Genomic DNA, 25358 nt, shown 5'->3' with positions numbered 1-25358 from the left:
GGGCTCAGTCCGCAGCGCCGATGTCGACGGCGACCGGACCGACCGGGGTTCCGCAGCACCCTCCCCCGGCCGGCGCGGCCTCGTCGAACAGGCCCGCCCCGCCGCACACCCCGGTCTCGGGCAGCACCAGCTCGACCCGCTCGGCCGCGTCCCGGTCGCCGGCGACGGCCGCGGCCACCGACCGGACCTGCTCGTATCCGGTCATCGCGAGGAACGTCGGCGCGCGGCCGTAGGACTTCATCCCCACCAGGAACACCCTCGGCTCCGGATGGGCCAGCTCGCGAGCGCCGTGCGGGTACACGTTGCCGCACGAGTGCACGTTCGGGTCGATCAACGGTGCCAGCACCCGGGGGGCCTGCAGAACCGGGTCGAGGTCCAGGCGCACCTCCGACAGCCACGACAGGTCCGGCCGGAAGCCGGTCAGCACCACGACCTCGGCCACCGGGCCGAGCCGGCGCCCGTCGAGCGACTCCAGCACCAGCCCGTCCAAGGCCCGGTGCACGGCGGCGGTGCGGAACCCGGTGACCGCGGTGATGTGGCCGGCCGCGACCGCCGCGGCGGCCCGCTGCCCGAGTAGCCCACGGGCGGGCAGCTGGTCGGCGTCGCCGCCGCCGAAGGCCGACCCGATCGCGCCGCGGCGCAACAGCCAGTCCACGTGCGTGCCCGGCGCCTGCGCCGCGAGCTCCGCGAACGCCACGAGCGCGGTCAGTGCCGAGTGCCCGCTGCCGGCGACCGCGATCCGGCGACCTGCGAACCGGGTCCGGACCGCCTGGTCAGCCAGGTCCGGTACCCGGTAGGAGATCCGGTCCGCCGCCGCGCCCTCCCCCACCGCTGCGAGCCCGTCGCCGCCGAGCGGGTTCGGGCCGGTCCAGGTGCCGGACGCGTCGACCACCGCGCGTGCGGTGATCCGCTCCTCGCCTGCGGCCGTCACCACGTGCACCGTCAGCGGTGTGGTGGCACGACCGGCGTCCACCACGCGGTCCCGGCCCCGCCGTGCCACGCCGGTCACCCGCGTCCCGAACCGGACCCGCTGCCCCAGCACGTCGGCGAGCGGCTGCAGGTAGAGCTCGGCCCACTCCCGGCCCGTCGGGTAGGCGTCCGGATCGGGGCGCACCCAGTCGGTGCCGGCGAGCAGCCGCCCCGCGGCCGGGTCGACGAGCTCGGCCCAGCGCGAGAACAGCCGCACGTGGTGCCACTGACGTACGCCGGCGCCCGCCGCTTCGCCGGACTCCAGCACCAGCGGCTCCAGCCCGCGCTCGGCGAGGTGCGCCGCCGAGGCCAACCCGACGGGGCCCGCCCCGACCACCACGACCGGCAGGTCGACCTCGTCCATCCCAGCCTCGTCCACGACAGCCTCCATCGACGCTCATCGATACGATGCGGCGGACTGTATCGACGCCCTTCGATTGACGCAACCATCGATCCCGGTCGATACTGGCGCCATGACCGCGAGCGGGACCACGAGCGCGGTGCTGCCGCTGAGCGACGTGTCGACCCCGCCGCCGGCCCAACTGGCCGCCGCCGACGCCGCGACGTACGCCGAGTGGTTCGCGTGCCTCGCGGAGCCGACACGCGTCCGGCTGCTGCACGCCGTGGCCGTCGCCGGGCACGCCACCACCGTGGGCGAGCTGACCGAGCAGCTCGGCATCAGCCAGTCCACCTGCTCGCACCATGTGCGCAAGCTCGCCGACGTCGGCTTCGTGACCCTGCGCAAGGAGGGCACCGCCACCCTCGTCTCGGTCAACCCGGCGTGCTGCACCGGCCTCCCCCACGCCGCCGATGCCGTCATGGGCCTGCTCGCACCGCGCCCGTGCTGCCCTGCCGACCTGCCCTCCGACGTCACCGTCCGGGCACTGCAGGACGACGACTGGTCCGCGGTCCGCCGGATCTATGCCGAGGGCATCGCCACCGGGGACGCCGGCTTCGAGACCGAGGTCCCCGACCGTCGTGAGCTGGCTCGGGACTGGCTCCCCGGCCACCGCTGGGTCGCCGAGGTGGACGGCCGCGTCGCAGGCTGGACGGCCGTGCGCGCCACCTCGGCCGGGCCGGTCTCCGCCGGCGTCGGTGAGACCTCCGTCTACGTCGGCGACGGCTTCCGCGGGCGCGGCGTCGGGCGGGCCCTGATATATCGCCAGGTCACGGCGGCCGACGCCGCGGGGCTCTGGACGCTGCAGACCACGATCTTCCCGGAGAACCGCGCCGGCATCGCCCTGCACCACTCGGCGGGCTACCGCACCCTCGGCGTCCGCGAGCGCATCGGCCGCCTCCATGGCAGCTGGCGGGACACGGTGTTCTTGGAACGCCGCCGGGCAGGCGACCCCGACTGACCGCGACGCACGTACGGGGCGCCGTGGGCTCCTCCGTGGCACGACGATCATGAGGAAGGTGCCGGTTTTCGATTTGAACATAGACTAAGCTGCGGGTCGGCGACCCGACCGGAGGAGACCCCGTGGCGCAGCCCGACAGCTCGTTCGACGCACTCGTGGTCGGCGCCGGCGCCGGCGGGCTGTTCGCGGCCGCACGGCTGGCCCACGCCGGCTACCGGACCCTCGTCGTCGAGCGGCTGGACAAGGTCGGCGGGCGCGCCTCCACCACCGTCATCGACGGCTTCAAGGTCAACGACGGCGCCATCGTCATCGAGCTCGGCGGGATCACCGAGGAGACGTTCGCCGAGGTGGGCGCCGAGTTCGAGGTGCGCCGCCCGGCCACCCCGGTGCTCTACCGCGTCGGCTCCAGGAACCTCGACGTCACCCGCGGCGGCTGGGGCATGCTGCTCTCGACGCTCACCCGCCAGGGCGCCAAACTGCTCTCCGGTATCGGCGCCGCCCGCGCCGACGACGACGCGCTGCCCGGCGAGGAGCTCTCCACCGCCGACTGGGTCGCGAGGTACAGCAGGAGCGCGGCGGTGCAGGGCGTGTTCCGCAACATGTGCGCGTCGGTGTTCGCCGCCGGGTCCGAGGAACTGCCCGCGCGGGTCTTCCTCACCTACTTCACCCGCAGGTCGGCGTTCAAGAAGTTCGGCTTCTGCCCCGACGGCACGATCGGGATCTGGGAGTCCCTCGCGGCCACGGTCACCGCCCGCGGCGGCGAGATCTGGCTGTCGTCCGAGGTCGAGGCGCTGCACGTCACCGACTGCCGGGTCACCGGGGCGAGGGTGCGCCGGGACGGCGAGACCGTCGAGGTCACGACGCGCGTCGCCGTGAGCGACGTCGGGCCGGCCGCCACCGTCGGCCTCGTCGGCGCGGAGAACCTGCCCGAGGACTACCGCGAGCAGGTGCGCGTCCACGACCGCCCGTGCTCGATGCTCGCCCTGAACTTCGCCAGCCAGGAGAAGCTGGTCGACGCCCCCGGGCTGCTGCTGTTCTCCGTCACCGAGCGCCTCTGCTACGTCGGCAACTTCACCGAGACCTGCCCCGAGATGGCCCCACCCGGCTGGCACCTCTACGTCGGGGCGTCGGTGCCGAAGCCCGCGGTCGGGGACTTCGACGAGGTCGCGGAGATCGAACTACTGCGCGCGGACCTGCGCGAACACGTGCCCGGCTTCGAGGACGCGCGCGAGCTGTCGGTCGCGGTGATGCGCGACGGGTGGCCGCCGCAGCGGGCCGTCGCCGGCCACGACCTGACCCACACCACGCCGATCGAGAACCTCTGGAACGTCGGCGACGGCGTCAAGGAGTACGCCAACGGCGGCACCACCGCGTGCGCCGAGACGGCCAAGCTCGTGGTCGACAAGATCCGCGAACAGCTACCCCTGACCGCCTCGGTCTGATGCCTCGGCTCGGTCCGTGACAGTGTCTGGGCGGGACGGGCGGCCTGGCCGATCAGACCGACACGCGCGTCCCGATCGTCGAGGGTGCGATGAGCCCCTCCTGGCCGGGCACCGGCGGGGTCCCGTAGATGAAGTACGTCTCGGCCGGCAGCGTGGCGCCGCCGATCGCGAGGCCCGTGTCGAAGTCGGCCATGTCCCAGGTGACCGTCTCGAAGTCGGGCTCGAGCTCCAGGATCCCGGAGTTGCCGAACAGCTCGATCCGGTTGCCCCCGGGCTCGAAGACGTAGAGGAACGCGCCCTGGGTGATGCCGTGGATGTCCGGGCCGGCCTCGATCTGGATGTCGTACTCCCGGCAGAGCTCCGCGGCGTCGGTGTTGTGCTGCGGCACGCCGTACCAGAAGGCCAGGTGGTGCAGCCGCCCCCGGGATCCCGTCGAGTCGAGCATGATCGCCATCTCGTGGCCAAGGATGTTCACGCTCATCCAGGCTCCGATCTCGGTGTCCGTGGTGAAGTCCACGACCCGTTCGCGGGTGCCGAATCCGAGCGTCTGCTCGAACAGCTCCTTCTGCACCGTCACGTCCGAGGCCATCAGGTTCACGTGGTCGAGCCGCCGCGGCGGCAGCCCCTTCAGCGGGCGCTTGGACCGCCGCGTCAGGATCTTGCTGCGCAGCTCCGGCGGTGCGAGGTACTTCTCGACGTCCCAGACCAGCTCCATCGGATGCCCGTCGGGCGACTCGAACGCGAACGTCCGGCCCACGCCCAGGTCGCCCTTCGTCCAGCCGCGGCCGAGGCCCGCGGCGTCGAGGGCGGCGGCCCGCCGGTCGAGCGCGTCGGCCGAGGTGGTGCGCCAGCCGAGGTTCGCCAGCCCGGGACCGTCGGCGGCGGTGACCTTGAGGCTGTGGTGGTAGGGATCCTCGTAGCAGCGCAGGTACACGGAGTCGCCCTGCCGGTCGACCTCCATCATCCCGAGCAGCTCGGTGAAGAACCACAGCGTGCCCTCGAGGTTGGGGGTCAGCAGCTCCGCGTGGGCGAGATGGGCGAGCTCGAAACGTGGGTTGGCCATGGTTCTCCTCGTCGAGTGGTCCCCGAGGCGCCGGTCGGCACCGACGCTGACGTTAGGAACGCCCACGCGTCGGCGACAGGCCTGCGTTTCGCCGAGCAGAACGCGGGCCCGTCAGAGCGAGTGCTGCAGCCGGTCCGCGAGGAGCCCGACGAAACGCGCGGGATCGGTGAGGTCCCCGCCCTCGGCCAGCAGCGCCATGTCGTGCAGCAGACGCGCGGTGTCGGCGGCCGCGTCGTCGTCGGGACGCTGCTCGTGAGCGGTCCGCAACGCCACCACCAGCGGGTGCTCGGGGTTGAGCTCCAGGATCCGCTTGATCCTCGGCATCTCCTGCCCCATCGCCCGGTACATCTTCTCCAGGGTCGGGGTCATGTCGCCGCTGTCACCGACGAGGCAGGCGGGCGACGTCGTCAGCCGGGAGGTCAGCCGCACCTCCCGCACCTCGTCGGCCAGGACCTCCCCCATCCACGACAGGAGCCCGGTGAACCGCCCGGCATCCGCGACCTCCTCCTCGGTCACCGCCTGTCCCTTGGCGATCGACGTCATCGGGGTGCCGTCGAACTCCGGCACGGAGTCGACCCACACCTCGTCGATCGGGTCGGTGAGCAGCAGCACCTCGTGGCCCTTCGCGCGCAGGGCCTCCATGTGCGGGGAGTTCTCGATCGCCGTCCGCGACTCGCCCGTCATGTAGTAGATCTGCTCCTGCCCCTCGGGCATCCGCTCCTTGTAGGCCGCCAGCGTGGTGGGCTCGGCGTCGTCGTGGGTGGAGGGGAACGAGCAGATCTCCAGGATCTGGTCGCGGTTGTCGGGGTCCTCGAGCAGGCCCTCCTTCACCGCGCGGCCCATCTCGGCCCAGAACGTCGCGTAGCGCTCCGGGTTCGCGGACCGCATGTCCTTGATCGTCGAGAGCACCTTGCGCACGAGGCGCTTGCGGATGAGCTGGATCTGGCGGTCCTGCGCGACGATCTCCCGGGAGACGTTGAGCGAGAGGTCGGCGGCGTCCACCACCCCCTTGACGAAGCGCAGGTACTCCGGGACCAGCGCCTCGCAGTCGTCCATGATGAACACCCGGCGTACGTAGAGCTGCACGCCGCGGCGGCGCTCGCGCAGGAACAGGTCCATCGGCGCGTGCGACGGCAGGAACAGCAGCGCCTGGTACTCGAACGCGCCCTCGGCCTGCAGCCGGATGGTCTCCAGCGGCTCCCGCCAGTCGTGGCTGACGTGCCGGTAGAACTCCGCGTACTCCTCGTCGGTGACCTCGCTGCGCGGCCGCGCCCAGAGCGCCTTCATCCGGTTCAGCGTGACCGGCTCCTCGGCGCCCGGCGGGGTCGTGCGGATCGGCCAGGTGATGAAGTCGGAGTAGCGCTCGACGATGCGCCGGATCGTCGACGGGTCGGTGTAGTCGGGCATCGCGTCGTCGGCGTCGGCAGGCTTGAGCGCCACGGTGACCGCGGTGCCCTGCGGGGCGTCCGCCACGTCCTCGATCGTGTAGGTGCCCTCGCCCGCCGACTCCCACCGCACCCCGGACCCGGCACCCGCACGCCGCGTGACGAGCGTGACGGAGTCGCCGACCATGAAGCTGGAGTAGAAGCCGATCCCGAACTTGCCGATCAGCTCCGCGGCCGCACCCGATTCCTGGGCATCAGCGGCCGCCCGCAGCGTGCTCAGCAGCTCCGCGGTGCCCGACTTCGCGATCGTCCCGATCAGCGACACGACCTCGTCACGGCTCATGCCGATGCCGTTGTCGCGCACGGTCAGCGTGCGGTGCTCCGGATCGGCCTCGATCTCCACGTGCAGGTCGGTGACGTCGGCCTGGAGGTCCTTGTCGCGGTAGGTCTCCAGCCGCAGCTTGTCCAGCGCGTCCGAGGCGTTGGACACGAGCTCGCGGAGGAAGACGTCACGGTTCGAGTAGATCGAGTGGATCATCAGCTGCAGCAGCTGCTTCGCCTCGGCCTGGAACTCGATCGTCTCGACGGCCATGTCCTGCGTGTCCTCTCGCTCGGCTTCGGCGGTGCGACGGGAGCTTATGTCCGCGGCCGGGCGCTGCTCGTCCGGGCCTGCCGGGTGGTGTCCTTGGACCAGCTGATCGACGACCTGTGGCCCGGCGCCCCACCGGCCCGGGCCGCGGCCACCGTGCAGGTCTTCGTGTCCAACCTGCGGCGGGCACTCAGTCGACCATGTCGGGCCGCTCGTAGGTCTGGCGCAGCACAGCGAGCAGAGCCGGGGAGCCGGACGTTCCTCGGCCTCCCGGTCGGCGCACCGCGCTGACCCGTCCGGTCCGGCATGCCCCGGGGCGCCGCCTCCTGCGGCGAGCCGGGGCGTGCGGGGTCCCGATGACCCGGTGCGTCACGTCCCTGCGGCGGGGACGGCCGGTGTGCGCGCCCCCGCCCGCTCCGCGCCGATGCCGGCCACCACGACGAACGCGATCCCCACGATCGGCGCCGGCCCGGGGGTCTGGTGCAGGGCGACGAGCCCCACGAGCAGTGCGATGGCCGGTTCGAGGCTCATCAACGTGCCGAACGCGGTGATCGTGAGCCGGCGCAGGGCCAGCAGCTCCAGGCTGAACGGGACCACCGGCAGCAGGACGGCCAGCCCGAGCCCGACGAGCACCGCGTGCCACGTCAGGTCGCCGACGACCGACGGCCCGACCAGCACGGTGGCGGCGATTCCGGCCACCGGCATCGAGACGGCCAGTCCCTGCAGCCCCGAGACCTCGTCGCCGACCCGCTGGGTCAGCAGGATGTAGCAAGCCCAGCAGGCCGCCGCGCCGAGCGCGAAGGCGACCCCGACCGGATCGACGCCGCCGTGCCAGGGCTCGGTCAGCAGGACCACGCCCACGGCGGCGAGGGTGGGCCACAGCTTCCGGCCTCCGCGACCTCGGGCGACGGCGACCCCGAGCGGGCCGAGGAACTCCAGGGCGCTGGCGGTCCCGAGCGGGAGCCGGGCGACCGCCGCCATGAACAGCAGCGTCACCCCCGCCGTGACGAGACCGAGCGCGACGCAGGACAGCACGGCGGCCCGGGTCATCCGCCACGGCCGGGGCCGGACCAGCACCAGCAGCAGCACCCCCGCCCAGGCGAGCCGCAGCCACGCCGCCCCCGCCGGGCCCACCTGGTCGAACAGGCTGATCGACACGGCCAGGCCGAGCTGCACGCAGAGCATCGAGGCGACCGCCATCGATGCGGCGGTCCGGGTGCCGACGCGGGTGCGGGGCGTCCGCGGGAGGAGGTCTGGTCCGGTCATGGGCCTAGTAGAGAACAGCTGGACCGTTCATGTCCACGTGCCGATTGTGGACATACTGTTCGACAATCATGAATGATTGACGCGTGGAGACCCGCCGCCTGCAGATGCTGGTCGAGCTCGCCCGGCGCGGGTCGATGCGCGCGGTCGCCGACGAGCTGGGCGTCACGACGTCGACGGTGTCGCAGCAGATCGCCGCCCTCGCCCACGAGTCGGGCACCGCCCTGGTCGAACCGGCGGGGCGGCAGGTCCGCCTGACCCCGGCCGGGCGACGGCTGGCCGAGCACGCGGTCACCATCCTCGCCGCGGTCGAGGCCGCGCGGCTGGACCTCGACCCCGACGCCGAGCCTGCGGGCACCGTACGGATCGCGGGCTTCGCCACGGCCATCCGCACGCTGCTCCCGATCATCCGCGACCTCGCCACGACCCACCCGGCGGTGCGGCTGCTCTTCTTCGAGCACGAGCCGTCCGAGGCACTCGAGCTGCTGGCCGACGCCGCCGCCGACGTCGCACTGGTCTACGACTACAACCTCGCGCCCCGCACGTTCGACTCCTCGGTCTCCGCGAAGCGGCTGTGGGCGACGCGCTGGAGTCTCGGCGTCCCTGACCCGCCGCAGGGGTCCGGCGCCGCCGACGTCGATGCGCTCCAGCATTTCGCGGCACATCGCGAGAGCGACTGGATCGTGAACTCGCGCAACACCGCGGACGAGGACGTCGTGCGCACCGTGGCCTCGATGGCCGGCTTCGCGCCGAGGATCACCCATCGGGCCGACAGCCTCGACCTCGTCCAGGACCTGATCGTCGCGGGCCTCGGCGTCGGCCTGCTCCCATCCGGCGTCCCGCCGCGGCCGGGGGTCCGGCTCCTCGGCCTCTCCCGCCCCGACGTCGCGCTGCGGTCCTACGCCGTGACCACCCGCGGACGTCGGACCTGGTCCCCGCTCGCGCTGCTTCTCGGCAGGCTGGCCCCGGGACCGGCCCGGGGATGAGCGGCCCCGCGTCAGAGCGTGTGGGTGCTGGAGCTCTGGTAGTCGGTGTAGGTGTAAGGGTTGTCGAGGATCTCGGTGTTCGGCACCTCGGGGTTCATCCCCTGCTCCCAGGCCTCCTCGCCGAGCTGCGATCGCAGGTGCTCGACGGTCCGCTCGACGGCGCCGCGTGCCGCGGCGAGGTCGACCCCCACCAGCCGGTGGTCGCGCTTCACGATCCGCCCGTTCACGATCACCGTGTCGACGTCGCCGCGCTGAGCCTGGAACGCCACGTGCCCGTGCGGGTTGAGCAGCGGGAACATCACGGGCGAGTGCTCGTTCCGGATAAGCACGAGGTCGGCCTCCTTCCCGACCTCGACGCTGCCGAGGTCGGACTCGCGGCCCAGCGCGCGGGCCCCCCGCGGGTGGCCCACTCGACCACCTGCTCGGCACGGAGCGAGGAGTGGGTGACGGTCTCGCCCTTCGCGTGCGCCTCCATGTGCTCGCGCGACCGGTCGGCGCCGAGCGTGCTGCGCATGGCGGAGAACAGGTCACCGCTCCACCACACCGTCGTGTCCATCGACAGCGACACGGGGATGCCGTGGGCGCGGATGGCCCAGGTGGGCGGGTAGCCCTGTCCGGCGCTCTGCTCGCTCTCGGTCGACACCGACACCGATCCGCCGGTGGCGGCGATGCGGTGGTAGGAGTCCGCTGACAGCGTGGCGCTGTGCACGTAGACCGTCTCGGGCGTCATGAAGCCGTGGTCGTGCATGAGCCGGATGCCGTCGTCGCCGGTGGCGCCCCAGACGCCGGCGTGGGTGGTGACCGCGGCGCCGAGGTCGCGGGCCACCTCGAACGCGGGCTTCTCGGGGAACGCGGGGTCCCCGGTGACGTCGAAGGCGATCTGGAAACCGAGCATGTCGTCCCCGGCGATGCGGCGGGAGACGAAGTCGCGGAACTCCGGCGCGCCGGTCCAGTTCGCAGGGGCGTCCTGGATGTTGCCGTAGGCCAGCACGAACCGCCCTGGCACGCTCTGCAGGGCGTCGACGGCCGCGTCGGCGTGCTGGGTGGTCTGCAGGCCGTGGGACCAGTCGACCGTGGTGGTCACCCCGGCGTCGATGGCCTCGATGGCACCGAGCACGTTGCCGGCGTGGACGTCCTCGGGGCGGAAGAGCTTGCCCGACTCCAGGTAGTACCAGACGAAGTACTGGGTCAGCGTCCAGTCGGCGCCGTAGCCGCGCATCGCGGTCTGCCACATGTGCCGGTGGGTGTCGATCATGCCCGGCATCACGATGCCACCGGCCGCGTCGATCTCGACGGCGCCGTCCGGGACGACGAGGTCGACACCGACGGCGGCGATCCGGTCGTCGACGACCAGGACGTCGTGACCGGTCAGGACCCGCCGCGCGGCGTCGACCGTGAGGACGGTGCCACCCCGCAGGACAATGGGGCGCCCGGCGGGATCGTCGTCGGACCGGGTCATCGAGTTCGCTCCTCCTACTGGGCGGACGAGTGTCCGCCTGGCGGCATAGTGCGGATCGGGACACTGTCGAGCACACCGGTGACGGTGTCAATCCGCCATCAGCCGCCCCAGCCGGCGCGGCACACCGACGACGATGTCCGCCATGCGGACACACGCGGCTACGCTGCGAATGCACACGCGAGACAGCCGAGGAGGTGCCGTGCCGCGCGACGGAACGGGTCCGGACTTCATCGAGGCGCTCGCGCGCGGCCTGGAGGTCATCGCGGCGTTCCGGCCCGACCGCCCGACGATGACGCTCGCCGAGGTGGCGGCCGCCACCGACCTGGCTCGGCCGACCGCACGCCGGATCCTGCTGACCCTCCGGGAGCTGGGCTACGTCCGCGAGGCCGGCCGCGGCTACGCCCTCACGCCCCGCGTGCTCGAGCTCGGCGTCGCCTACGTCCGGTCGATGGGACTGTGGGACGTCGCGCGCCCCCACCTGGAACGTCTCGTCGAGAAGACGAACGAGTCGTGCTCGATCGCCCAGCTCGACGGCTCCGACATCGTCTACGTGGCCCGCGTGTCGGTGCCCAAGATCGTGTCCCTCGCCGTCCAGATCGGCACCCGGTTCCCCGCTCTGCCGACGTCGCTGGGCAAGGTGCAGCTGGCCGCGCTGCCGCCCGGCGAGCTGGACCGCGTGCTCGCCGAGCCGACGCGGTCCGGACTGACCCCGCGTTGGCAGCCGGACCGCACCGAACGCGACGCCGTGCTGCGCGACGTGCGCGCCCGCGGCTGGGCCCTGACCGACGAGCAGCTCACCCTCGGCATCCGCTCGGTCGCCGCGCCGCTGCGGGACGGGGCCGGCCGGGTCATCGCGGGCGTCAACGTGAACTGCCACGCCGCCGAGACCACGGTGAAGTACCTCCTCGACCACCACCTCCCGCTGCTCCTGCAGGCCGCCGGGGAGATCAGCGCCGACTTCGCACGGTTGGAGAGCGTCCCCCACGTCACGGTGCCGGCGTCCCAGCCTCCCCTCCCCCCGGCCGTCCCGATCACTTGACGACGGCCGGTCCCCGCGAGCACGATCGTGTTTGCGGACGACTGTCCGCTATAGGGACAGAGGGAGACGCGGATGACGGACGACGCTCCGGGGCGGCCGACCGGAGGCGGGCCGTTGTCGGGCGTGCTCGTGGCGGACTTCTCCCGGGTCCTCGCCGGGCCGTACGCGACGATGCTGCTGGCCGACATGGGCGCCGAGGTCGTCAAGGTCGAGGGTCCGCAGGGTGACGAGACGCGCACCTGGATGCCGCCGGTGCGCGACGAGGTGTCCACCTACTTCCTCGGGGTCAACCGCGGCAAGCGCTCGATCGCCCTGGACCTCCGGGACGAGACCGATGCCGCGGCCGGCCGCGAGCTCGCCCGCCGCGCGGACGTGGTGATCGAGAACTTCAGGCCCGGCGGCCTGGCCAGGTACGGCCTCGACTACGACAGCGTGCACGCCGCCAACCCGACCGCGGTGTACGCGTCGATCAGCGGGTTCGGGTCCGGCGCCGGTAGGCACGTTCCCGGCTACGACCTGATGGTGCAGGCCATCTCGGGCCTGATGAGCCTGACCGGCGACCCGGACGGGCCGCCGTACCGGGCCGGGATATCCGTGTTCGACGTCATGGCCGGTAACCACGCCGTGATCGGCATCCTCGCCGCCCTGCGTCACCGCGACGCGACGGGCCAGGGCCAGCACGTCGAGGTCAACCTGCTGTCCTCGGCGTTGACGGGGCTGGTGAACCACAGCTCGGCGTTCGTCGCAGGCGGCGTGGTGCCCTACCGGATGGGCAACGCCCACCCCAGCGTCTTCCCCTACGAGCCGTTGCCCACCAAGGACGACGACCTGATCGTCGCGGCCGCGAACGACGGCCTGTTCCGCAAGCTCTGCGGAGTGCTCGGGATCCCGGAGATCGCGGTGGACCCGCGCTTCGCCCGCAACGCCGACCGCACCCGCAACCGCGAGGAGCTGCGCCCGATCCTCACCGAGCGGCTCGCGACCCGCGGCGCCGTGGAGTGGTTCGACCTGCTCGTGGACGCGGGCGTGCCGTGCGGGCCGATCAGCACCATCGACGGCGGGTTCGCGATGGCGGAGCGCTTCGGCCTCGACCCCGTCGTCGAGGTCGGCGAGGGCGACCGCGCGATACCGACCACGCGGCACCCGATCCGCTTCTCGGAGACCCCGGTGAGCTACCGCCTGCCCCCGCCCGAGCTCGACGAGCACGGCGTCGAGCTGCGCCAGTGGCTGAGCACGCCGGAGGAGGACGACCGTGGCTGAGCGTCCGACCTACGAGACCGCGCTCGGCGCGTCCACCCCGGAGACGATCACTCTGCTCGGCCGGGACCTGGCGCAGGACGTGATGGGGAAGGTCGGGTTCGGGGAGCTGGCGTTCTGGCTGGCCACCCAGCGCCGTCCGAGCCCGGGCGAGACCAGGGTGTTCGAGGCCGTGCTGGCCGCGCTCGCCGACCACGGCTTCACCCCCACCGCCATCGTCACGCGCCTGACCTACCTGTCGGCTCCCGACTCCGTGCAGGGGGCGCTCGCGGCCGGGCTGCTCGGCGGCGGGTCGCGGTTCCTCGGTGTCACCGAGGACTGCGGCCGGTTCCTGCACGACGTGCTCGACGCGGTCGACGGGCCGCTGCCCACCGACGACGCCGGCTGGGACGCCCTCGCCCTGACGACCGTGCAGGCCCGGCGGGAGGCGAAGAGGTTCGTGCCAGGCCTCGGCCACCACGTGCACAAGGACGGCGACCCCCGCACCCCGCGGCTGATGCAGATCGCCACGGAGGAGGACCTGTTCGGGCCGCACCTGGCACTGTTCGCCGCGATCGGCCGCGTGCACCCTCAGGCCCTCGGGACGACCCTGCCGCTCAACGGTGCCGGCGTCTGCGGGGCCGCGCTGGCCGACCTCGGGCTGCCCCTGGAGCTGCTGCGCGGGTTCGCGCTGCTCGCCCGCACCGCCGGGCTGATCGGGCAGCTCGCCGAGGAGCTGCGCCACCCCGTGGGCAACGACATCTTCCTGTCGGTGGACCTGAACAACCGCTCCGTCGACCCCGACCCCTACGAGGCCGGAGGCCCGCATGGCTGAGCTGGTCGCGGTGATCGATCCACCCAGCACCTGCATCGACGGCGAACGCAGCACCTGGCTCCCGTTCGACGACACCGAACGCGCCGCCCTCGCCGGGCACGGAGCGCTTCGGCGGGTGGCGCTACGAGTCCTGCCCGAACTCCATCAGGCCCCGCCGCGGGCGAGGTCCCGGAGCCGGAACTTCTGCACCTTGCCGGTGGCCGTCATCGGCAGCGCGTCGACGAGCACCAGCCGCTCGGGCAGCTTGTACGGGGCGATCCGCCGCTCCGTGCGCAGGTAGGACGTCAGGTCCTCCAGCGTCGGCCTCGCCCCGTCCGCCGGGACGACGATCGCGGCCGCCCGCTCGCCGAGCCGCTCGTCGGGGTAGGCCACCACCGCCGCGGCCACGACCTGCGGGTGCGTGACGAGGTGGCCCTCGACCTCGCCGGCGCTGATGTTGGTGCCGCCGCGGATGATGATGTCCTTGAGCCGGCCGGTGACGCGGACGTAGCCGTCGGCGTCGGCGCGGCCGAGATCGCCCATGTGGTGCCGGCCCTCGCCGTCGATCACCGCCGCGCTGCGCTCGGGCTCGCGCCAGTAGCCGAGGATCGCGCCGGGCCCCCGGTAGCAGATCTCGCCCTCCTCGCCGGGTCCCGCCTCGCCGCCGTCGGGGCCGATGATCGTGATCTGCACGCCGTCGAGGGCGGGCGAGCCGTCGGAGCTCGACATCCGCTCCAGGGAGTCCCCGAGGTGGCAGCAGGTGGCGGCCATGACCTCGGACGCGCCGTAGAGCGGCACCAGGTGCCCGTTGACGAAGAGCCCGGCGAACTCCTTCGCCAGCGACTCCGGGATGGGCGCGCCCGCACAGAGCCAGAAGCGCATCGACGAGACGTCCGGGTGCTCCCCGCGGGCCGCATCGAGGGCCATGCGCACGAACGGGGTGGCAGTGGCCGTGGCCGTGCAGCCGTACTCGGCGATGCGTCGCAGACCCTCCGAGGGCTCCCAGACGTCGAGCAGGTGGGTCTGGGCCCCGACGGCGAGCGGCACGAGCAGCCCGACCACCAGCCCGGTGGCGTGGGCGACCGGGGACGGCATGAACATGACATCGTCGGGGGTCATCCGGAAGACGTCGTGCGCGAGGCCGCGGCCGCTGAAGTCGAGGGTGTTCCAGGTGTGGACGCAGCCCTTGGCCGTGGACTCGGTGCCGGAGGTGTAGACGATGAGGTGCGGCGCGTCGGGATCGGGGTGCGGGCCGAGGACGGCGGCGCCCGGCACCGTGTCGCCGGCGCACGCCTCGTCGAAGGACAGCTCGCCCTCCTGCGTGTCGCCGCGGGCGATCAGCAGCGAGCGCAGCTCGGGGCACTCGGCGCGCAGCGCGCGGAACATCTCGGTGTGGTCGAACGACCGGAAGACCCCCGTGGTCACCGCGGCCACCGCACCGGAGTTGTTCAACACGTGCGCCACCTCGGTGTGCCGGTACACCGTCATGATCGGCACCATCACCGCGCCGATGCGCGCGACCGCCAGGTAGGACACGGCGAACTCGGCCCAGTTGGGCAGCTGGACGGCTACCCGGTCGCCGGGGCGGACGCCCAGGTCCAGCAGCCGCTCGCCGAGCCGGTAGGCACGGTCACGCACCGTCGCGTAGTCGAGCTCCACCGTGCCGTCGGAGACGAAGCGCCGCTGCGGGTGCTGCTCCGCCCAGCGGTCCAGCAGCGCGGCGGCCGAGCCGCCCTGCCACCACCCGCGCGCTCGGAACTCCTGGATCGACGTGGCCCCGAAGCGGCCCTCGGCGGTCAGCTCCCACGTGGTGTCCATCGCGACCATCGCCAGCCTCCGCAGCACTGCGCCATGACCACGGCGGACGCCGCGATCAGGAAAGGTGGTCCTCGCGTTCTGGCCGTAAAATATGAAGGTCGGACCAAAACGTCAAGTGTCCCGCCTTGCCTGGCCCCCATCTCTGGTCATAAGGTCGTACGGTCAGACCGAACGGCCGACAACGAGGACGGGGCCCGCGCAGTGAAGACCGACGAGTTCACCGACGTCACCTACGAGGTCGAGAACGGCCTCGCCACCATCACCATCAACCGGCCCGACCGCTACAACGCCTTCCGCGCCCGCACGGTCGACGAGCTCGTCCTCGGCTTCAAGCTCGCCTGGGCCGACGACACCGTCGGCACCATCTGCCTGACCGGCGCCGGCGACAAGGCCTTCTGCACCGGCGGCGACCAGAAGCAGCGCATGGAGTCCGGGGACTACGGCCCGTCGGAGAGCGGCCTGTTCGAGGTCGACGCACTGCACCGCGTGATCCGCGACGTCCCCAAGCCCGTGATCGCGGCCGTCAACGGCTTCGCGATCGGCGGCGGCCACGTGCTGCACCTGCTGTGCGACCTCACCATCTCCGCCGACACCGCCGTGTTCGGCCAGAACGGGCCCCGGGTCGGCTCCTTCGACGCCGGCTTCGGCACCGGCCTCATGGCCCGCGCCATCGGCGAGAAGCGCGCCCGGGAGATCTGGTTCCTCTGCCGCAAGTACTCACCGCAGCAGGCCGAAGCCTGGGGACTGGTCAACAAGGTCGTCCCCGCCGACCAGCTGAAGGCCGAGGTCCGGGCCTGGGCGGGCGAGATCATGCAGCTCTCCCCCACCGCGCTCAAGGTGCTCAAGCAGTCGTTCAACACCGACACCGAGCACTTCGCCGCGATCGGGCAGATGGCCTACTCCGCGCTGAAGCTGTTCGGTGAGTCCGCCGAGGCGCAGGAGGGCATCACCGCGTTCAACGAGAAGCGCAAGCCCGACTTCGCGAGCTACCGCAGCCACTGAGATGAGCCGCACCGGCAGCCCGTATGCGCCCGATCTCCTGGCGGGCAAGCGCATCCTCATCACCGGCGGCGGCACCGGCCTCGGCCGGGGCGTGGCGCGCCACCTCGTCGAGCACGGCGCGCAGGTCCACCTCTGGGGGCGGCGCCCCGCGGTGCTGGAGGAGGCCGCCGCGGAGCATCCCGGCACGGTGCACCACCAGACCGTCGACGTCCGGGACGGTGCCGGGGTCGACGCGGCGATGGGCGAGCTGTGGGACCGGTACGGTCCCCTGACGGGGGTCGTCAACAACGCGGCCGCGAACTTCATCGCGCCGACCGAGTCGCTGAGCCCGCGTGCCTTCGACGCCGTCTCCTCGACGGTCATGAAGGGGTCGTTCCACACCACCCACGCAGCCGGCCGTCGCTGGATCGCCGAGGGCCTCCCGGGATCCGTGCTGTCGACGCTGACGACATGGGTGTGGACGGGGTCCGCGTTCGTCGTGCCGTCGGCCATGGGGAAGGCCGCGGTGCACGCGATGACGATGTCGCTGGCCGTCGAGTGGGCGCGGCACGGGATCCGTCTGAACGCGCTGGCTCCGGGACCGATCCCGACCGAGTACGCCTGGGAGATGCTCAACCCGACGCACAAGAGCTCGGTGGGCGCCACCCAGGCCGACCAGATCCCGATGGGCCGCACCGGCACCGTCGAGGAGCTGGCCAACCTGACGATGTTCCTGCTGTCCGACGCCTGCCCCTATCTCACCGGCCAGACGATCGCGATGGACGGCGGCCAGATGCTCGCCGGCCCCGGCACGTTCGCCGCTCTGACGTCGCTCACGGCGGACGACTGGACCGCGATCCGCGAGAAGAGCAAGGCCGCCACCGCGGCCACCAGGTCCCAGCGCGCCTGACCGCCCAGGCCGGGTTCGTCCGCACCGCACACCCGTTGTCGTGCTCGCCAGCACGACCTCGGCGCCGTCCGGGTGCTCGGGGTCGACCGCGACCGAGCGGCGGCCGCGGTCGAGCAGCGGGCCGGTGAACGCGGTCGTCGGCTCAGGACCCCGCGGAGCGGTGCGCTGCGTCGAGGAAGGACGCCACCAGCGCGGGATCGTCGTAGTACGGGTCCACGCCACGGCGGCGGCTGTAGGCGAACAGCACGGCGAGCTTCCACAGCGCCAGCGTGGTGTACCAGGCGAGGCCGGAGAGGTCGCGGCCCGTCGCGGCGGCGTAGCGGGCCGCCAGCTCGGCGCGGTTCGGCCAGCCCTCCTCCAGGACCGCCGCCCCCAGCGCACCCGTGGGCGTCAGCGGCTCCCCCGGCTCCGGGTACGAGGCCAGGAAGTAACCGACGTCGAACAGCGGGTCGCCGAGTGTCGCGAGCTCCCAGTCCAGCACGGCGGCCACGCGTCCCGGTGGCTCCGCGCCGAGGATGACGTTGCCCAACCGGTAGTCGTTGTGGACGATCGCGGCGCCGGACTCGGACGGGGCGTGCTCCTCCAGCCAGGTGTCGACCGGGCGGAACTCCGCGGGCAGCACGCCCGCCTCGTCGGCGACCAGGCGGCGCATCCGCCGCAGGTGGCGCAGGTTGAACCCCTCCGGACGGCCCAGATCGGCCAGGCCGGCCGCATGCCGGTCGACGGCGTGCAGCGCGGCGAGGGTGTCCACCAGCGACTCCCCGACGGCGCGGCGGGCGGACGCCAGCGCGGGCGGCGTCACGGTCGTGACGACCGGGCCGGCCACGAAGCTCGTCACGGCGAGCGGGCTCTCGACCACCTCGCCGGCCTGCGCGGTCGCGAGCACCGCCGGCACGGGTACCCCGGTGCCGGCGAGCGCCGCGACGAGCCGGGCCTCGCGCAGCACGTCGTGCGCGCCGGGCGGGATCGGAGGGGGCGGCGGGCGCCGCACGATCAGGCGCGTGGCGCCGTCGGAGACGAGGTCGGTGAGGTTGGAGTGGCCGTCACCGATCCGCGTGGCGGTCAGCGGCCCCGCGCACAGGTCGCGATCGCGCAGGAACCCTTCGAGCGCCTTCAGCTCCGGCCCGGACCACTCCCCGGTCATCGGCCGCTCTCGATCAGGTGCTCCAGGTACGCCGTGGGCCAGTGCGTCTCCCACTGCCCCGCGCCGGGCTCGCCGTCGATCGTCGCGTCGCAGGCCGACTCCCAGATCTCCGTGCCCGCCTTGACGTTCGACGGGAGCTTGATCAGGCCGTACCGGTCGAGGACGACGTGGGTGCGGCCGCCCTCGACGTCGACGAGCACGGCGTCGAGCCTGCGCTGGGTCATGTCGTCGTCGTATCCGGCCGTGTGCTCGATGTGCGAGACGCCCACGGTCCGGCCGTCTCGCACCACGCAGCCGGCGAAACCCCACTCGCCGCGGGCGATCCAGATCCAGCCGTTCACCGCGCGGCCGGAGTCGGTGTAGGCCACGAACCACTTCCAGTGGTGCGGGAGAGCCCAGTCCCGGGTGCCCCAGGAGTGGTCCCGGTGGCCCATCCGCCGGTCCCACTCGATCCGGCGTGTCGACCCGCCTCGGCCGGCCACCTCCAGGAAGCCGTTCACCCGGCCCGACTGCTCCAGCCGGTTCGCCGCGAACCAGGACGGCAGGCCGTCAGGGTTGTCGTGGTAGCTGAACGCGTCGTGGACCGCCTCGAACGAGTACTCCAGCCGCACGTTCTCGCTGTGGTAGGCCACCTCGGCGGTGCGGCGCAGCTCGGGCTGCTTGACGGTCAGACCCTCGAACGTGAAGTCGTCGAGGTCCATGTCGGCGCCGACCGTGCCTCCGCCCAGGTCGAGCACGAGGGGGTCCTTCTCCGCCCCCCATACGCACACGTTGTAGCCGACGCGGCCGCGGTCGGTCAGGTAGAGGTAGATCTGCAGGCCGAGCCGCTCGTCCGGCATGATCATCTCCCAGAACAGGGAGTCGCGCATCCGTCCGCCCGGAGCGGGCCAGTGGCGCAGGTCGTCCTTCGGACCGAACACTTCCTACCTCCCGGTGAAGTTCGCGGAGCGGCCCTCGCGGAAGGCCGCGAGAGCCTCGGGCATGTCCTCGCCCCTGGTCAGCAGCGCCTGGCCCCGGTTCTCCAGCTCGCACGCCGCGGCGTAGGACGCGACCTCGAGGTTGCGCTGCAGCGCCCGCTTCGACATCCGGACCCCGCCCGGCGAGTTCGCCGAGATCGCCATGGCGAGGGCGAACGCCTCCGCGACGGGATCGGCCACGACGCGGTTGACCAGCCCGATCCGCTCCGCCTCCGCGGCACCGACGACCCGCCCGGTGAACGCGATCTCCGCGGCGCGCCCGGGCCCGACGAGGCGGGGCAGCGTCCAGGACGTGCCCAGCTCGCCGGCCGAGAGCCCCACCTTGACGAACGAGCACGCGAACTTGGCGCTGGGCGCGGCCAGCCGGATGTCGGCGGCGAGCGCGAGCGACATCCCCCCGCCCGCCGCCGGGCCGTGGATGGCGGCGATCACCGGGAACGGCAGGCCGCGCAGCGCCGCGATGCCGCCGGCGGCCAGCTCCTGGAAGGCCAGGAACTCCCGCACCCCCATCTTGGTGATCACGTCGATCTCGGCGAGGTCGAAGCCCGCACAGAACGCCTTCTCCCCCGCCCCGCGCACGACCAGCGCGCGGGCGCCGGAGTCGCGCAGGGCGAACGCCGCCGTGGCGTACTCGTCGAACATCGTCACGGTCTGGGAGTTGGCCCGGTCGGGCCGGTTCATGGTCAGCACGGCGACGCCGTCGTCGCGCAGGTCGAGGCCGAGGGTGTCCAGCTCGGGGAGCATCGGTCACCGCCCCGTGAACTGCGGCGCGCGGCGGGACCGGAACGCGTCGAGCGCCTCCGGCATGTCCTCGCCGCGGGTCAGCAGGGCCTGGCCGCGGTTCTCCAGCTCACACGCCGCCGCATAGGAGGTGACCTCCATGTTCGCCTGCAACGCCCGCTTGGACAGCTGCACGCCGCCCGGCGAGTTCGCGCAGATCAGCCCGGCCATCTCCAGCGCCGCCGGCATCAGCTCCTCGGCGGGCACGACCCGGTTGACCAGCCCTGCGCGCTCGGCCTCGGCGGCGTCCATCATCCGGCCGGTGTAGGCGAACTCGGCCGTGGCGGCCGGCCCTATCAGGCGGGTGAGCAGCCAGGACGCCCCGAGATCACCCGCCGAGAGGCCGATCTTCACGAACGCCGCGTTGAACTTCGCCGCCGGGGAGGCGAGGCGGATGTCCGCGGCCAGGGCGAGCGACAGCCCGCCACCGGCGGCGGCCCCGTTCACCGCCGCGATGACGGGCACGCGGATCGACCGGATCGTCGCCAGCCCGCGCGCAGCCCGCTCCTGCAGGTCGAGCATGCCCATCGCGCCCAGCGAGGTGAGCTTCTCGGCGTTCGCGAGGTCGTAGCCGGCGCAGAACGCGCGGCCCTCGCCGGTCAGGATCAGCACGCGCAGCGCGTCCTCCTGGTCCAGCGCCAGCGCCACCGCCTCGAGCTCGCGGAACATGAGGTCGGTCATCGCGTTGAACCGGTCCGGCCGGTCGAGGGTGAGCACGACGACCCCGTCGCGCGGGCGGTCCAGCCTCAGCGTCTCGAGTGCTGGGATGGTGTGGCGCATCGGAGGTCCTCTCAGGGAAGCGCGGGCTGGGGGGCGGGCAGGGTCATGGCGTGGAGGAGCTGCCGGGTCGCGTGCTCCGCGTCCTCGGGCGAGAGCCCCCAGACGGGCGCGGCCAGGTTCAGGTGGTCGACGTCCGCCTTGTGCTCGGCCACCCGGCACGCGAGCTCGGCGGGCCTGCAGGCGACCCCGATGGCGTCGATCATGTCGTCGGGCACCGCGCGGGCCATCGCCGCGCCGTCGCGCTCCTTCGCGGCCACCCGGATCCGGTCCTGCGCGGCACCCCAGCCGTGCAGCGCCATCAGCCGGTCGTAGGTCCGCGCCGGCACGTACTGCGCGATCGCGAACGCCAGACGCCGACGAGCCGCCTCCTCGTCGTCGTCCACCGCGCACATCCGGATGCCCTTCACCACGAACCCGTCCAGGCTCCGCCCCGCCGCCTCGGCGCCGCGCGCCAGCTCGGGCCGGATCACCTCGTCCAGGTAGGCGGTGGTCGTCATCGGGTGCGCGACCAGTCCGTCGGCCACCTTCCCCGCGACGCGGACCATGCCGGCGTTCACCCCGGCCGTCCAGATCGGGAGCCGCTCCTGGAACGGCGCCGGCGTCTCCGCGGTCGGGGCCAGATGGACGCGGTAGAACCGACCGTCGTGGTGGACGGGCCCCTCGTGCAGCCGCCACAGCTTCCGCAGGACCTCGATGAGCTCCTCCATCCGCGCGGCCGGCGCGTCCCCGCTGACGGAGAGCCAGTTCTCGAGCATTCCACGGGTGCCGTTGCCGAGCCCCAGGACCACCCGGCCCTCGGACAGCTCGTCGAGGTCCCGAGCCTCCGCGGCCCAGATCAGCGGCGACCGCCCGGCCCCGTAGGCGATGTTCGACCCGATCCGGACGCGTGACGTCCCCGCGGCGAGCATGGTCATGGGGACGGTGGCGGAACGGTTGTAGAGCTCCCCGGTCCACACCGCGCCGAACCCGGCGTCCTCCGCGAGGGCGGCGATCTCCGCCGCCCGGCGGAAGCGCTCGGTCCCGCGGCCCGCGCTGAAGATCGTCAGCCCGTACCCGTCGAGTCGCATCGTCGCGCTCGCTCCCTCGGTCATGTGCATCTCGGGGTCACCGCCGAACCTCGTGTCAGTCGAACTTCGGGGCGCGCTTCTCCAGGAACGCGGTGATGCCCTCGCGCCCCTCGCCGTGCGCGAAGAGCTCCTCGACCTGCGCGGCCTCGAAGCGAGCCCCCTCGTCGAGCGGGAGGTCGAACGCGGCGTCGACGGACCGGATCACGGCGCCCAGCGCCGGGCGGGACAGCGACGCCAGATCCGCGGCCAGGGCCAGCGCGCCGTCCAGAGCGTCGCCGGCCGCCGTCACGCGGTCGACGAGCCCGATGGCCGCGGCCTCCGCGGCCGGCACCTCCCGCGCCGTGAGCATGATCTCCAGAGCCCGCCCGCGTCCGACGAGCCGCGGCAGGCGCTGGGTGCCACCGGCACCCGGGACCAGACCCAGCTTGACCTCCGGCAGCCCGAACCTCGCTCCCGCACCGGCCACGCGCAGCGTGCACGCCATCGCGAGCTCCATGCCGCCACCCAGCGCCCGTCCCTCGACAGCGGCGATCGTGATGCGCCCGGAGCCGGCGAGCCGGTCCAGCGTTCCGCGCAACCGGGTCCCGTAGGCGGCGAACCCAGCCGCGTCGATCGAGGCCATGTGCTTGATGTCGGCGCCGGCGGCGAAGAACCCCGGCACCGCCGAGGCGATCACGATCGTGCGGACGTCCGGCCGCCGGTCGGCCTCGTCGAGCACGGCGGTCAGCCCGTCGATGATCGGGAGACCCAGTGCGTTGGCGGGCCGGCGGTCCAGCGTCACGACGAGGACGCCGTCGGGGGCGTCCTCCCAGGTCACGGGCGTGGTGTCGGTCATCGTCACGCCATCGTCAGACCGCCGCTGACGGACAGCGTCTGGCCTGTGATGTAGCCGGTGGCGTCGGAGGCGAAGAACGCGACGGCGGCGGCGATGTCGGCGGGCTCCGCCAGCCGGCGCATCGGCACGCCGCGGGTCATGCCCGCCAGCACCTTCGCCCCGTCGCCGGACTTCTCCGCGAACGCGCGCAGCATCGGGGTGTCGGTCGGACCCGGGCACACGGTGTTGGCCGTGACGCCCTTGGAGGCCACCTCGCGGGCGAGGGTCTTGGTGAACGCGATGATGCCCCCCTTGGCCCCGGAGTAGACGGCCTCCAGCGACGAGCCGACGCGCCCGGCGTCGGACCCGATGTTGATCACCCGGCCCCAGCCGCGCTCCATCATCCCGGGCACCACCGCGTGCGAGACGCGCAGCATCCCCTTGAAGTTGATGTCCAGGACCCGGTCCCAGAAGTCCTCGGTGGTGTCGACGAAGTTCATGAAGTCGTCCCAGCCGGCGTTGTTCACCGCGACCTCGACGGGCCCGAACTCGGCGGTGACGGTCTTGACCGCCGACTGCACGGAGGCGGTGTCCGTGACGTCGGCCTGCACGGCCAGCGCGGTGCCGCCGGCCGCGCTGATCGACTTCGCGGTGGCCTGCGCGGTGTCGAGGTTGAGGTCGACGACGGCGACCTTGAAGCCCTGGGCCCCGAGTGTGGTGGAGATGCCCTGGCCGATGCCCTGGGCGCCACCCGTGACGAATGCCGTTCTACCGCTCATGTCTGTCCTCTCAGGAGTGCTTCCCGGTGCTGCGGGGCCGCGATCGCCGCGAGGCGTGCGGCTCGTGTGGAGAGGGGGCAGCCCCGCAGATGCGCGACGCCGTGCTCGGTGACGACGACGTCCACGTCGGCGCGGGCGGTTGTCACCGTCGCGCCCCGCAGAGCGGCCACGATGGTCGACTCCCCGCCGGCCAGGGAGCGCAGGGCGATGATCGAGCGCGCACCGGTGCGGGCGGCCGCTCCGGAGAAGTCGGCCTGGCCGCCGACGCCTCCGAGGTAGCGCCCGCGCGCGACCTCGGCGCCCACCTGTCCGGTCAGGTCGACCTCCAGAGCGGAGTTGATCGAGACCAGGCGACCGAGCCGGGCGAGCACCCGCGCGCTGTGGGTGTAGCTGGCGGGCCGGAACTCGACGGGCATCTCGCCGAGCCGGGCGTACAGGTCGGCGCTGCCGATGGCGGTGCCGGTGACGACCAGACCCTCGTCGATCTCCTTGCGGCGCCCGGTGATCACTCCCTTGTCGACGAGCCGCAGGACGCCGTCGGTCATCATCCCGGAGTGGAAGCCCAGGTCCCGGTGCCCGGACAGGCCGTCCAGCACCGCAGCGGGGAGTGAGCCGACGCCCACCTGGATCGTGTCGCCGTCCTCGACCAGGCCCGCGACGTGGGTGGAGATGGCCGCGTCGATCTCGTCGGGGGAACGGTCCGGGGCCTCGGGCAGCGGGCGGTCGGTCTCGACCACCGCGGCGAAGCGGTCGAGCGGGATTCCGGGGGTTCCGCGGGTCGCCGGCATCCGGTGGTTGATCTCGGCGACCAGGACGCGGGAGTGCAGGACCGCGTCCGCGGCGTAGTCGGCGCCGATCCCGAGGGAGCACAGGCCGTCGGGGCCGGGAGGCGCGACCTGGACGAGGCCGACGTCGCCGGGCAGCAGCCGCTCGGCGAACAGCCGCGGCAGCGCCGAGTAGTGGGCCGGGACGATCTCCAGGCCGGGAGCACGCCGCAGCTCACCCATCGCTCCGTACGACGTCATCACCAGCCCAGCCGGGAGCTCCCGGCCGAGCCTGCGGTTGAGGCTGAGCCCGCAGAACCCCCGCACCGGGCCGATCTCCCCGACCTGGTCGAGCAACGCGTCGACCAGCGGGGTCGCCTCGGCACCGGCCTGGCTCCACCAGACCCCGTCGCCCGCACGGACGTGCCCGGTCAGATCGATCATCAGGCGACCCGCTGCACCAGGGTCCCGGTGCCGAGACCACCGCCGCAGCACATGGTGACGAGCCCGAGCTCGACGTCGCGGCGCTCCATCTCGGCCACGATCGTCGCGATCAGGCGGGCGCCGGTGGCCCCGACCGGGTGGCCCTGGGCGATCGCCCCGCCGTTGACGTTCACGCGGTCCGGGTCCGGTTTCAGCTCCCGCTCCCAGGCCAGGACGACGGAGCTGAAGGCCTCGTTGACCTCGAACAGGTCGATGTCGGAGATCGCCAGGCCGTTGCGCTCCAGCAGCTTGTGGGTGGCCGGTATCGGACCGGTCAGCATGATCACCGGATCGACGCCGACCGTGGTCTGGTCGAGGATCCGTGCGCGGGCTCGCAGCCCGTGCTGCTCGACGGCGGCGCGGGAGGCGAGCAGGACGCCCGCGGCGCCGTCGGAGATCGGGGACGACGTGCCGGCGGTGATCCGGCCGTTCTCCGTCCGGAACGCCGTGCGCAGACC

General features: G+C 72.8%; 21 protein-coding genes and 2 pseudogenes. 8 read left to right on the top strand and 15 right to left on the bottom strand.

The window, feature by feature from the left end; translation table 11 throughout:
* Window positions 1-4 precede the first annotated feature (4 nt).
* Window positions 5-1333, bottom strand: coding sequence for an FAD-dependent oxidoreductase (locus JWR81_RS11535; protein ID WP_297650405.1), 1329 nt, complete (start codon window positions 1331-1333; stop codon window positions 5-7).
* Between the two features lie 109 nt (window positions 1334-1442).
* Here JWR81_RS11535 and JWR81_RS11530 point away from each other — a divergent pair, with 109 nt between their 5' ends.
* Window positions 1443-2327, top strand: a complete 885-nt coding sequence (locus JWR81_RS11530; RefSeq protein WP_297650381.1) for a metalloregulator ArsR/SmtB family transcription factor — start codon at window positions 1443-1445, stop codon at window positions 2325-2327.
* A 122-nt stretch (window positions 2328-2449) separates the two neighbouring features.
* Window positions 2450-3769, top strand: coding sequence for an FAD-dependent oxidoreductase (locus JWR81_RS11525; RefSeq protein ID WP_297650379.1), 1320 nt, complete (start codon window positions 2450-2452; stop codon window positions 3767-3769).
* Between the two features lie 52 nt (window positions 3770-3821).
* Here JWR81_RS11525 and JWR81_RS11520 read toward each other — a convergent pair whose 3' ends face one another.
* From JWR81_RS11520 to JWR81_RS11510, 3 genes are all read right to left on the bottom strand, one after another.
* Entirely contained in the window at window positions 3822-4832 is a 1011-nt protein-coding gene (locus JWR81_RS11520) for a VOC family protein (RefSeq protein ID WP_297650377.1), read from the bottom strand.
* Window positions 4833-4943: 111 nt separating this feature from the next.
* The gene (gene htpG / locus JWR81_RS11515; protein WP_297650375.1) at window positions 4944-6809 is read right to left on the bottom strand and encodes a molecular chaperone HtpG; all 1866 of its coding nucleotides are present in this window, start codon (window positions 6807-6809) and stop codon (window positions 4944-4946) included.
* A 366-nt stretch (window positions 6810-7175) separates the two neighbouring features.
* Window positions 7176-8072, bottom strand: coding sequence for an EamA family transporter (locus tag JWR81_RS11510; RefSeq protein WP_297650373.1), 897 nt, complete (start codon window positions 8070-8072; stop codon window positions 7176-7178).
* Window positions 8073-8155: 83 nt separating this feature from the next.
* Between JWR81_RS11510 and JWR81_RS11505 the strand changes: the two genes are divergently transcribed.
* The gene (locus tag JWR81_RS11505) at window positions 8156-9055 is read left to right on the top strand and encodes a LysR family transcriptional regulator (protein WP_297650371.1); all 900 of its coding nucleotides are present in this window, start codon (window positions 8156-8158) and stop codon (window positions 9053-9055) included.
* Between the two features lie 11 nt (window positions 9056-9066).
* On the opposite strand, the pseudogene JWR81_RS11500 reads toward JWR81_RS11505, so the two are convergent.
* A pseudogene (locus JWR81_RS11500) lies at window positions 9067-10514 on the bottom strand (amidohydrolase family protein).
* Between the two features lie 199 nt (window positions 10515-10713).
* Between JWR81_RS11500 and JWR81_RS11495 the strand changes: the two are divergent.
* The 3 genes from JWR81_RS11495 (at window position 10714) to JWR81_RS11485 (ending at window position 13624) form a co-directional block, all read left to right on the top strand.
* Entirely contained in the window at window positions 10714-11553 is an 840-nt protein-coding gene (locus tag JWR81_RS11495; RefSeq protein ID WP_297650369.1) for an IclR family transcriptional regulator C-terminal domain-containing protein, read from the top strand.
* Window positions 11554-11625: 72 nt separating this feature from the next.
* On the top strand, window positions 11626-12813 hold the full coding sequence (locus JWR81_RS11490; protein WP_297650367.1) for a CaiB/BaiF CoA-transferase family protein: 1188 nt from the start codon (window positions 11626-11628) through the stop codon (window positions 12811-12813).
* A complete protein-coding gene (locus tag JWR81_RS11485) occupies window positions 12806-13624 on the top strand; it encodes a citryl-CoA lyase (protein ID WP_297650365.1) in 819 nt (272 codons plus the stop codon). The genes JWR81_RS11490 and JWR81_RS11485 overlap by 8 nt, the downstream gene beginning before the upstream one ends.
* 144 nt (window positions 13625-13768) lie before the next feature.
* Here the strand turns inward: JWR81_RS11485 and JWR81_RS11480 are convergent, their stop codons facing one another.
* The gene (locus JWR81_RS11480; RefSeq protein ID WP_297650357.1) at window positions 13769-15430 is read right to left on the bottom strand and encodes an AMP-binding protein; all 1662 of its coding nucleotides are present in this window, start codon (window positions 15428-15430) and stop codon (window positions 13769-13771) included.
* A gap of 192 nt (window positions 15431-15622) precedes the next feature.
* On the opposite strand from JWR81_RS11480, the gene JWR81_RS11475 reads away from it, so the two are divergent.
* Window positions 15623-16423 carry an enoyl-CoA hydratase-related protein gene (locus JWR81_RS11475; RefSeq protein ID WP_297650355.1) on the top strand — a complete coding sequence of 267 codons (801 nt, stop codon included), beginning with the start codon at window positions 15623-15625 and terminating at the stop codon, window positions 16421-16423.
* A gap of 1 nt (window position 16424) precedes the next feature.
* Window positions 16425-17312, top strand: coding sequence for an SDR family oxidoreductase (locus JWR81_RS11470; protein WP_297650354.1), 888 nt, complete (start codon window positions 16425-16427; stop codon window positions 17310-17312).
* 142 nt (window positions 17313-17454) lie between these two features.
* Here JWR81_RS11470 and JWR81_RS11465 read toward each other — a convergent pair whose 3' ends face one another.
* From JWR81_RS11465 to JWR81_RS11425, 9 genes and pseudogenes are all read right to left on the bottom strand, one after another.
* Entirely contained in the window at window positions 17455-18456 is a 1002-nt protein-coding gene (locus tag JWR81_RS11465; RefSeq protein WP_297650352.1) for a phosphotransferase family protein, read from the bottom strand.
* Window positions 18453-19376, bottom strand: a complete 924-nt coding sequence (locus JWR81_RS11460; RefSeq protein ID WP_297650349.1) for a hypothetical protein — start codon at window positions 19374-19376, stop codon at window positions 18453-18455. Before JWR81_RS11460 ends, JWR81_RS11465 begins: the two co-directional genes overlap by 4 nt.
* 3 nt (window positions 19377-19379) lie before the next feature.
* Window positions 19380-20177 (bottom strand): enoyl-CoA hydratase-related protein, encoded by a 798-nt coding sequence (locus tag JWR81_RS11455; RefSeq protein WP_297650347.1) that lies wholly within the window; start codon window positions 20175-20177, stop codon window positions 19380-19382.
* Between the two features lie 3 nt (window positions 20178-20180).
* Complete coding sequence (locus JWR81_RS11450; protein ID WP_297650345.1) at window positions 20181-20993, bottom strand: enoyl-CoA hydratase-related protein; 813 nt, start codon at window positions 20991-20993, stop codon at window positions 20181-20183.
* Between the two features lie 11 nt (window positions 20994-21004).
* Window positions 21005-22084 carry an LLM class flavin-dependent oxidoreductase gene (locus JWR81_RS11445; protein ID WP_297650343.1) on the bottom strand — a complete coding sequence of 360 codons (1080 nt, stop codon included), beginning with the start codon at window positions 22082-22084 and terminating at the stop codon, window positions 21005-21007.
* 31 nt (window positions 22085-22115) lie between these two features.
* A complete protein-coding gene (locus tag JWR81_RS11440) occupies window positions 22116-22895 on the bottom strand; it encodes an enoyl-CoA hydratase-related protein (RefSeq protein WP_297650341.1) in 780 nt (259 codons plus the stop codon).
* A gap of 2 nt (window positions 22896-22897) precedes the next feature.
* Window positions 22898-23653, bottom strand: a complete 756-nt coding sequence (locus tag JWR81_RS11435; protein ID WP_297650339.1) for an SDR family NAD(P)-dependent oxidoreductase — start codon at window positions 23651-23653, stop codon at window positions 22898-22900.
* A complete protein-coding gene (locus JWR81_RS11430) occupies window positions 23650-24861 on the bottom strand; it encodes an acetyl-CoA hydrolase/transferase C-terminal domain-containing protein (protein WP_297650337.1) in 1212 nt (403 codons plus the stop codon). Before JWR81_RS11430 ends, JWR81_RS11435 begins: the two co-directional genes overlap by 4 nt.
* Window positions 24861-25358: pseudogene (locus JWR81_RS11425) on the bottom strand (steroid 3-ketoacyl-CoA thiolase); the annotation flags it as partial. The pseudogene JWR81_RS11425 and the gene JWR81_RS11430, both read right to left, overlap by 1 nt.

The organism is Pseudonocardia sp. (assembly GCF_025965585.1).
GTDB lineage: Bacteria > Actinomycetota > Actinomycetes > Mycobacteriales > Pseudonocardiaceae > Pseudonocardia.
This window is presented reverse-complemented; position numbering and strand designations above follow the sequence as displayed.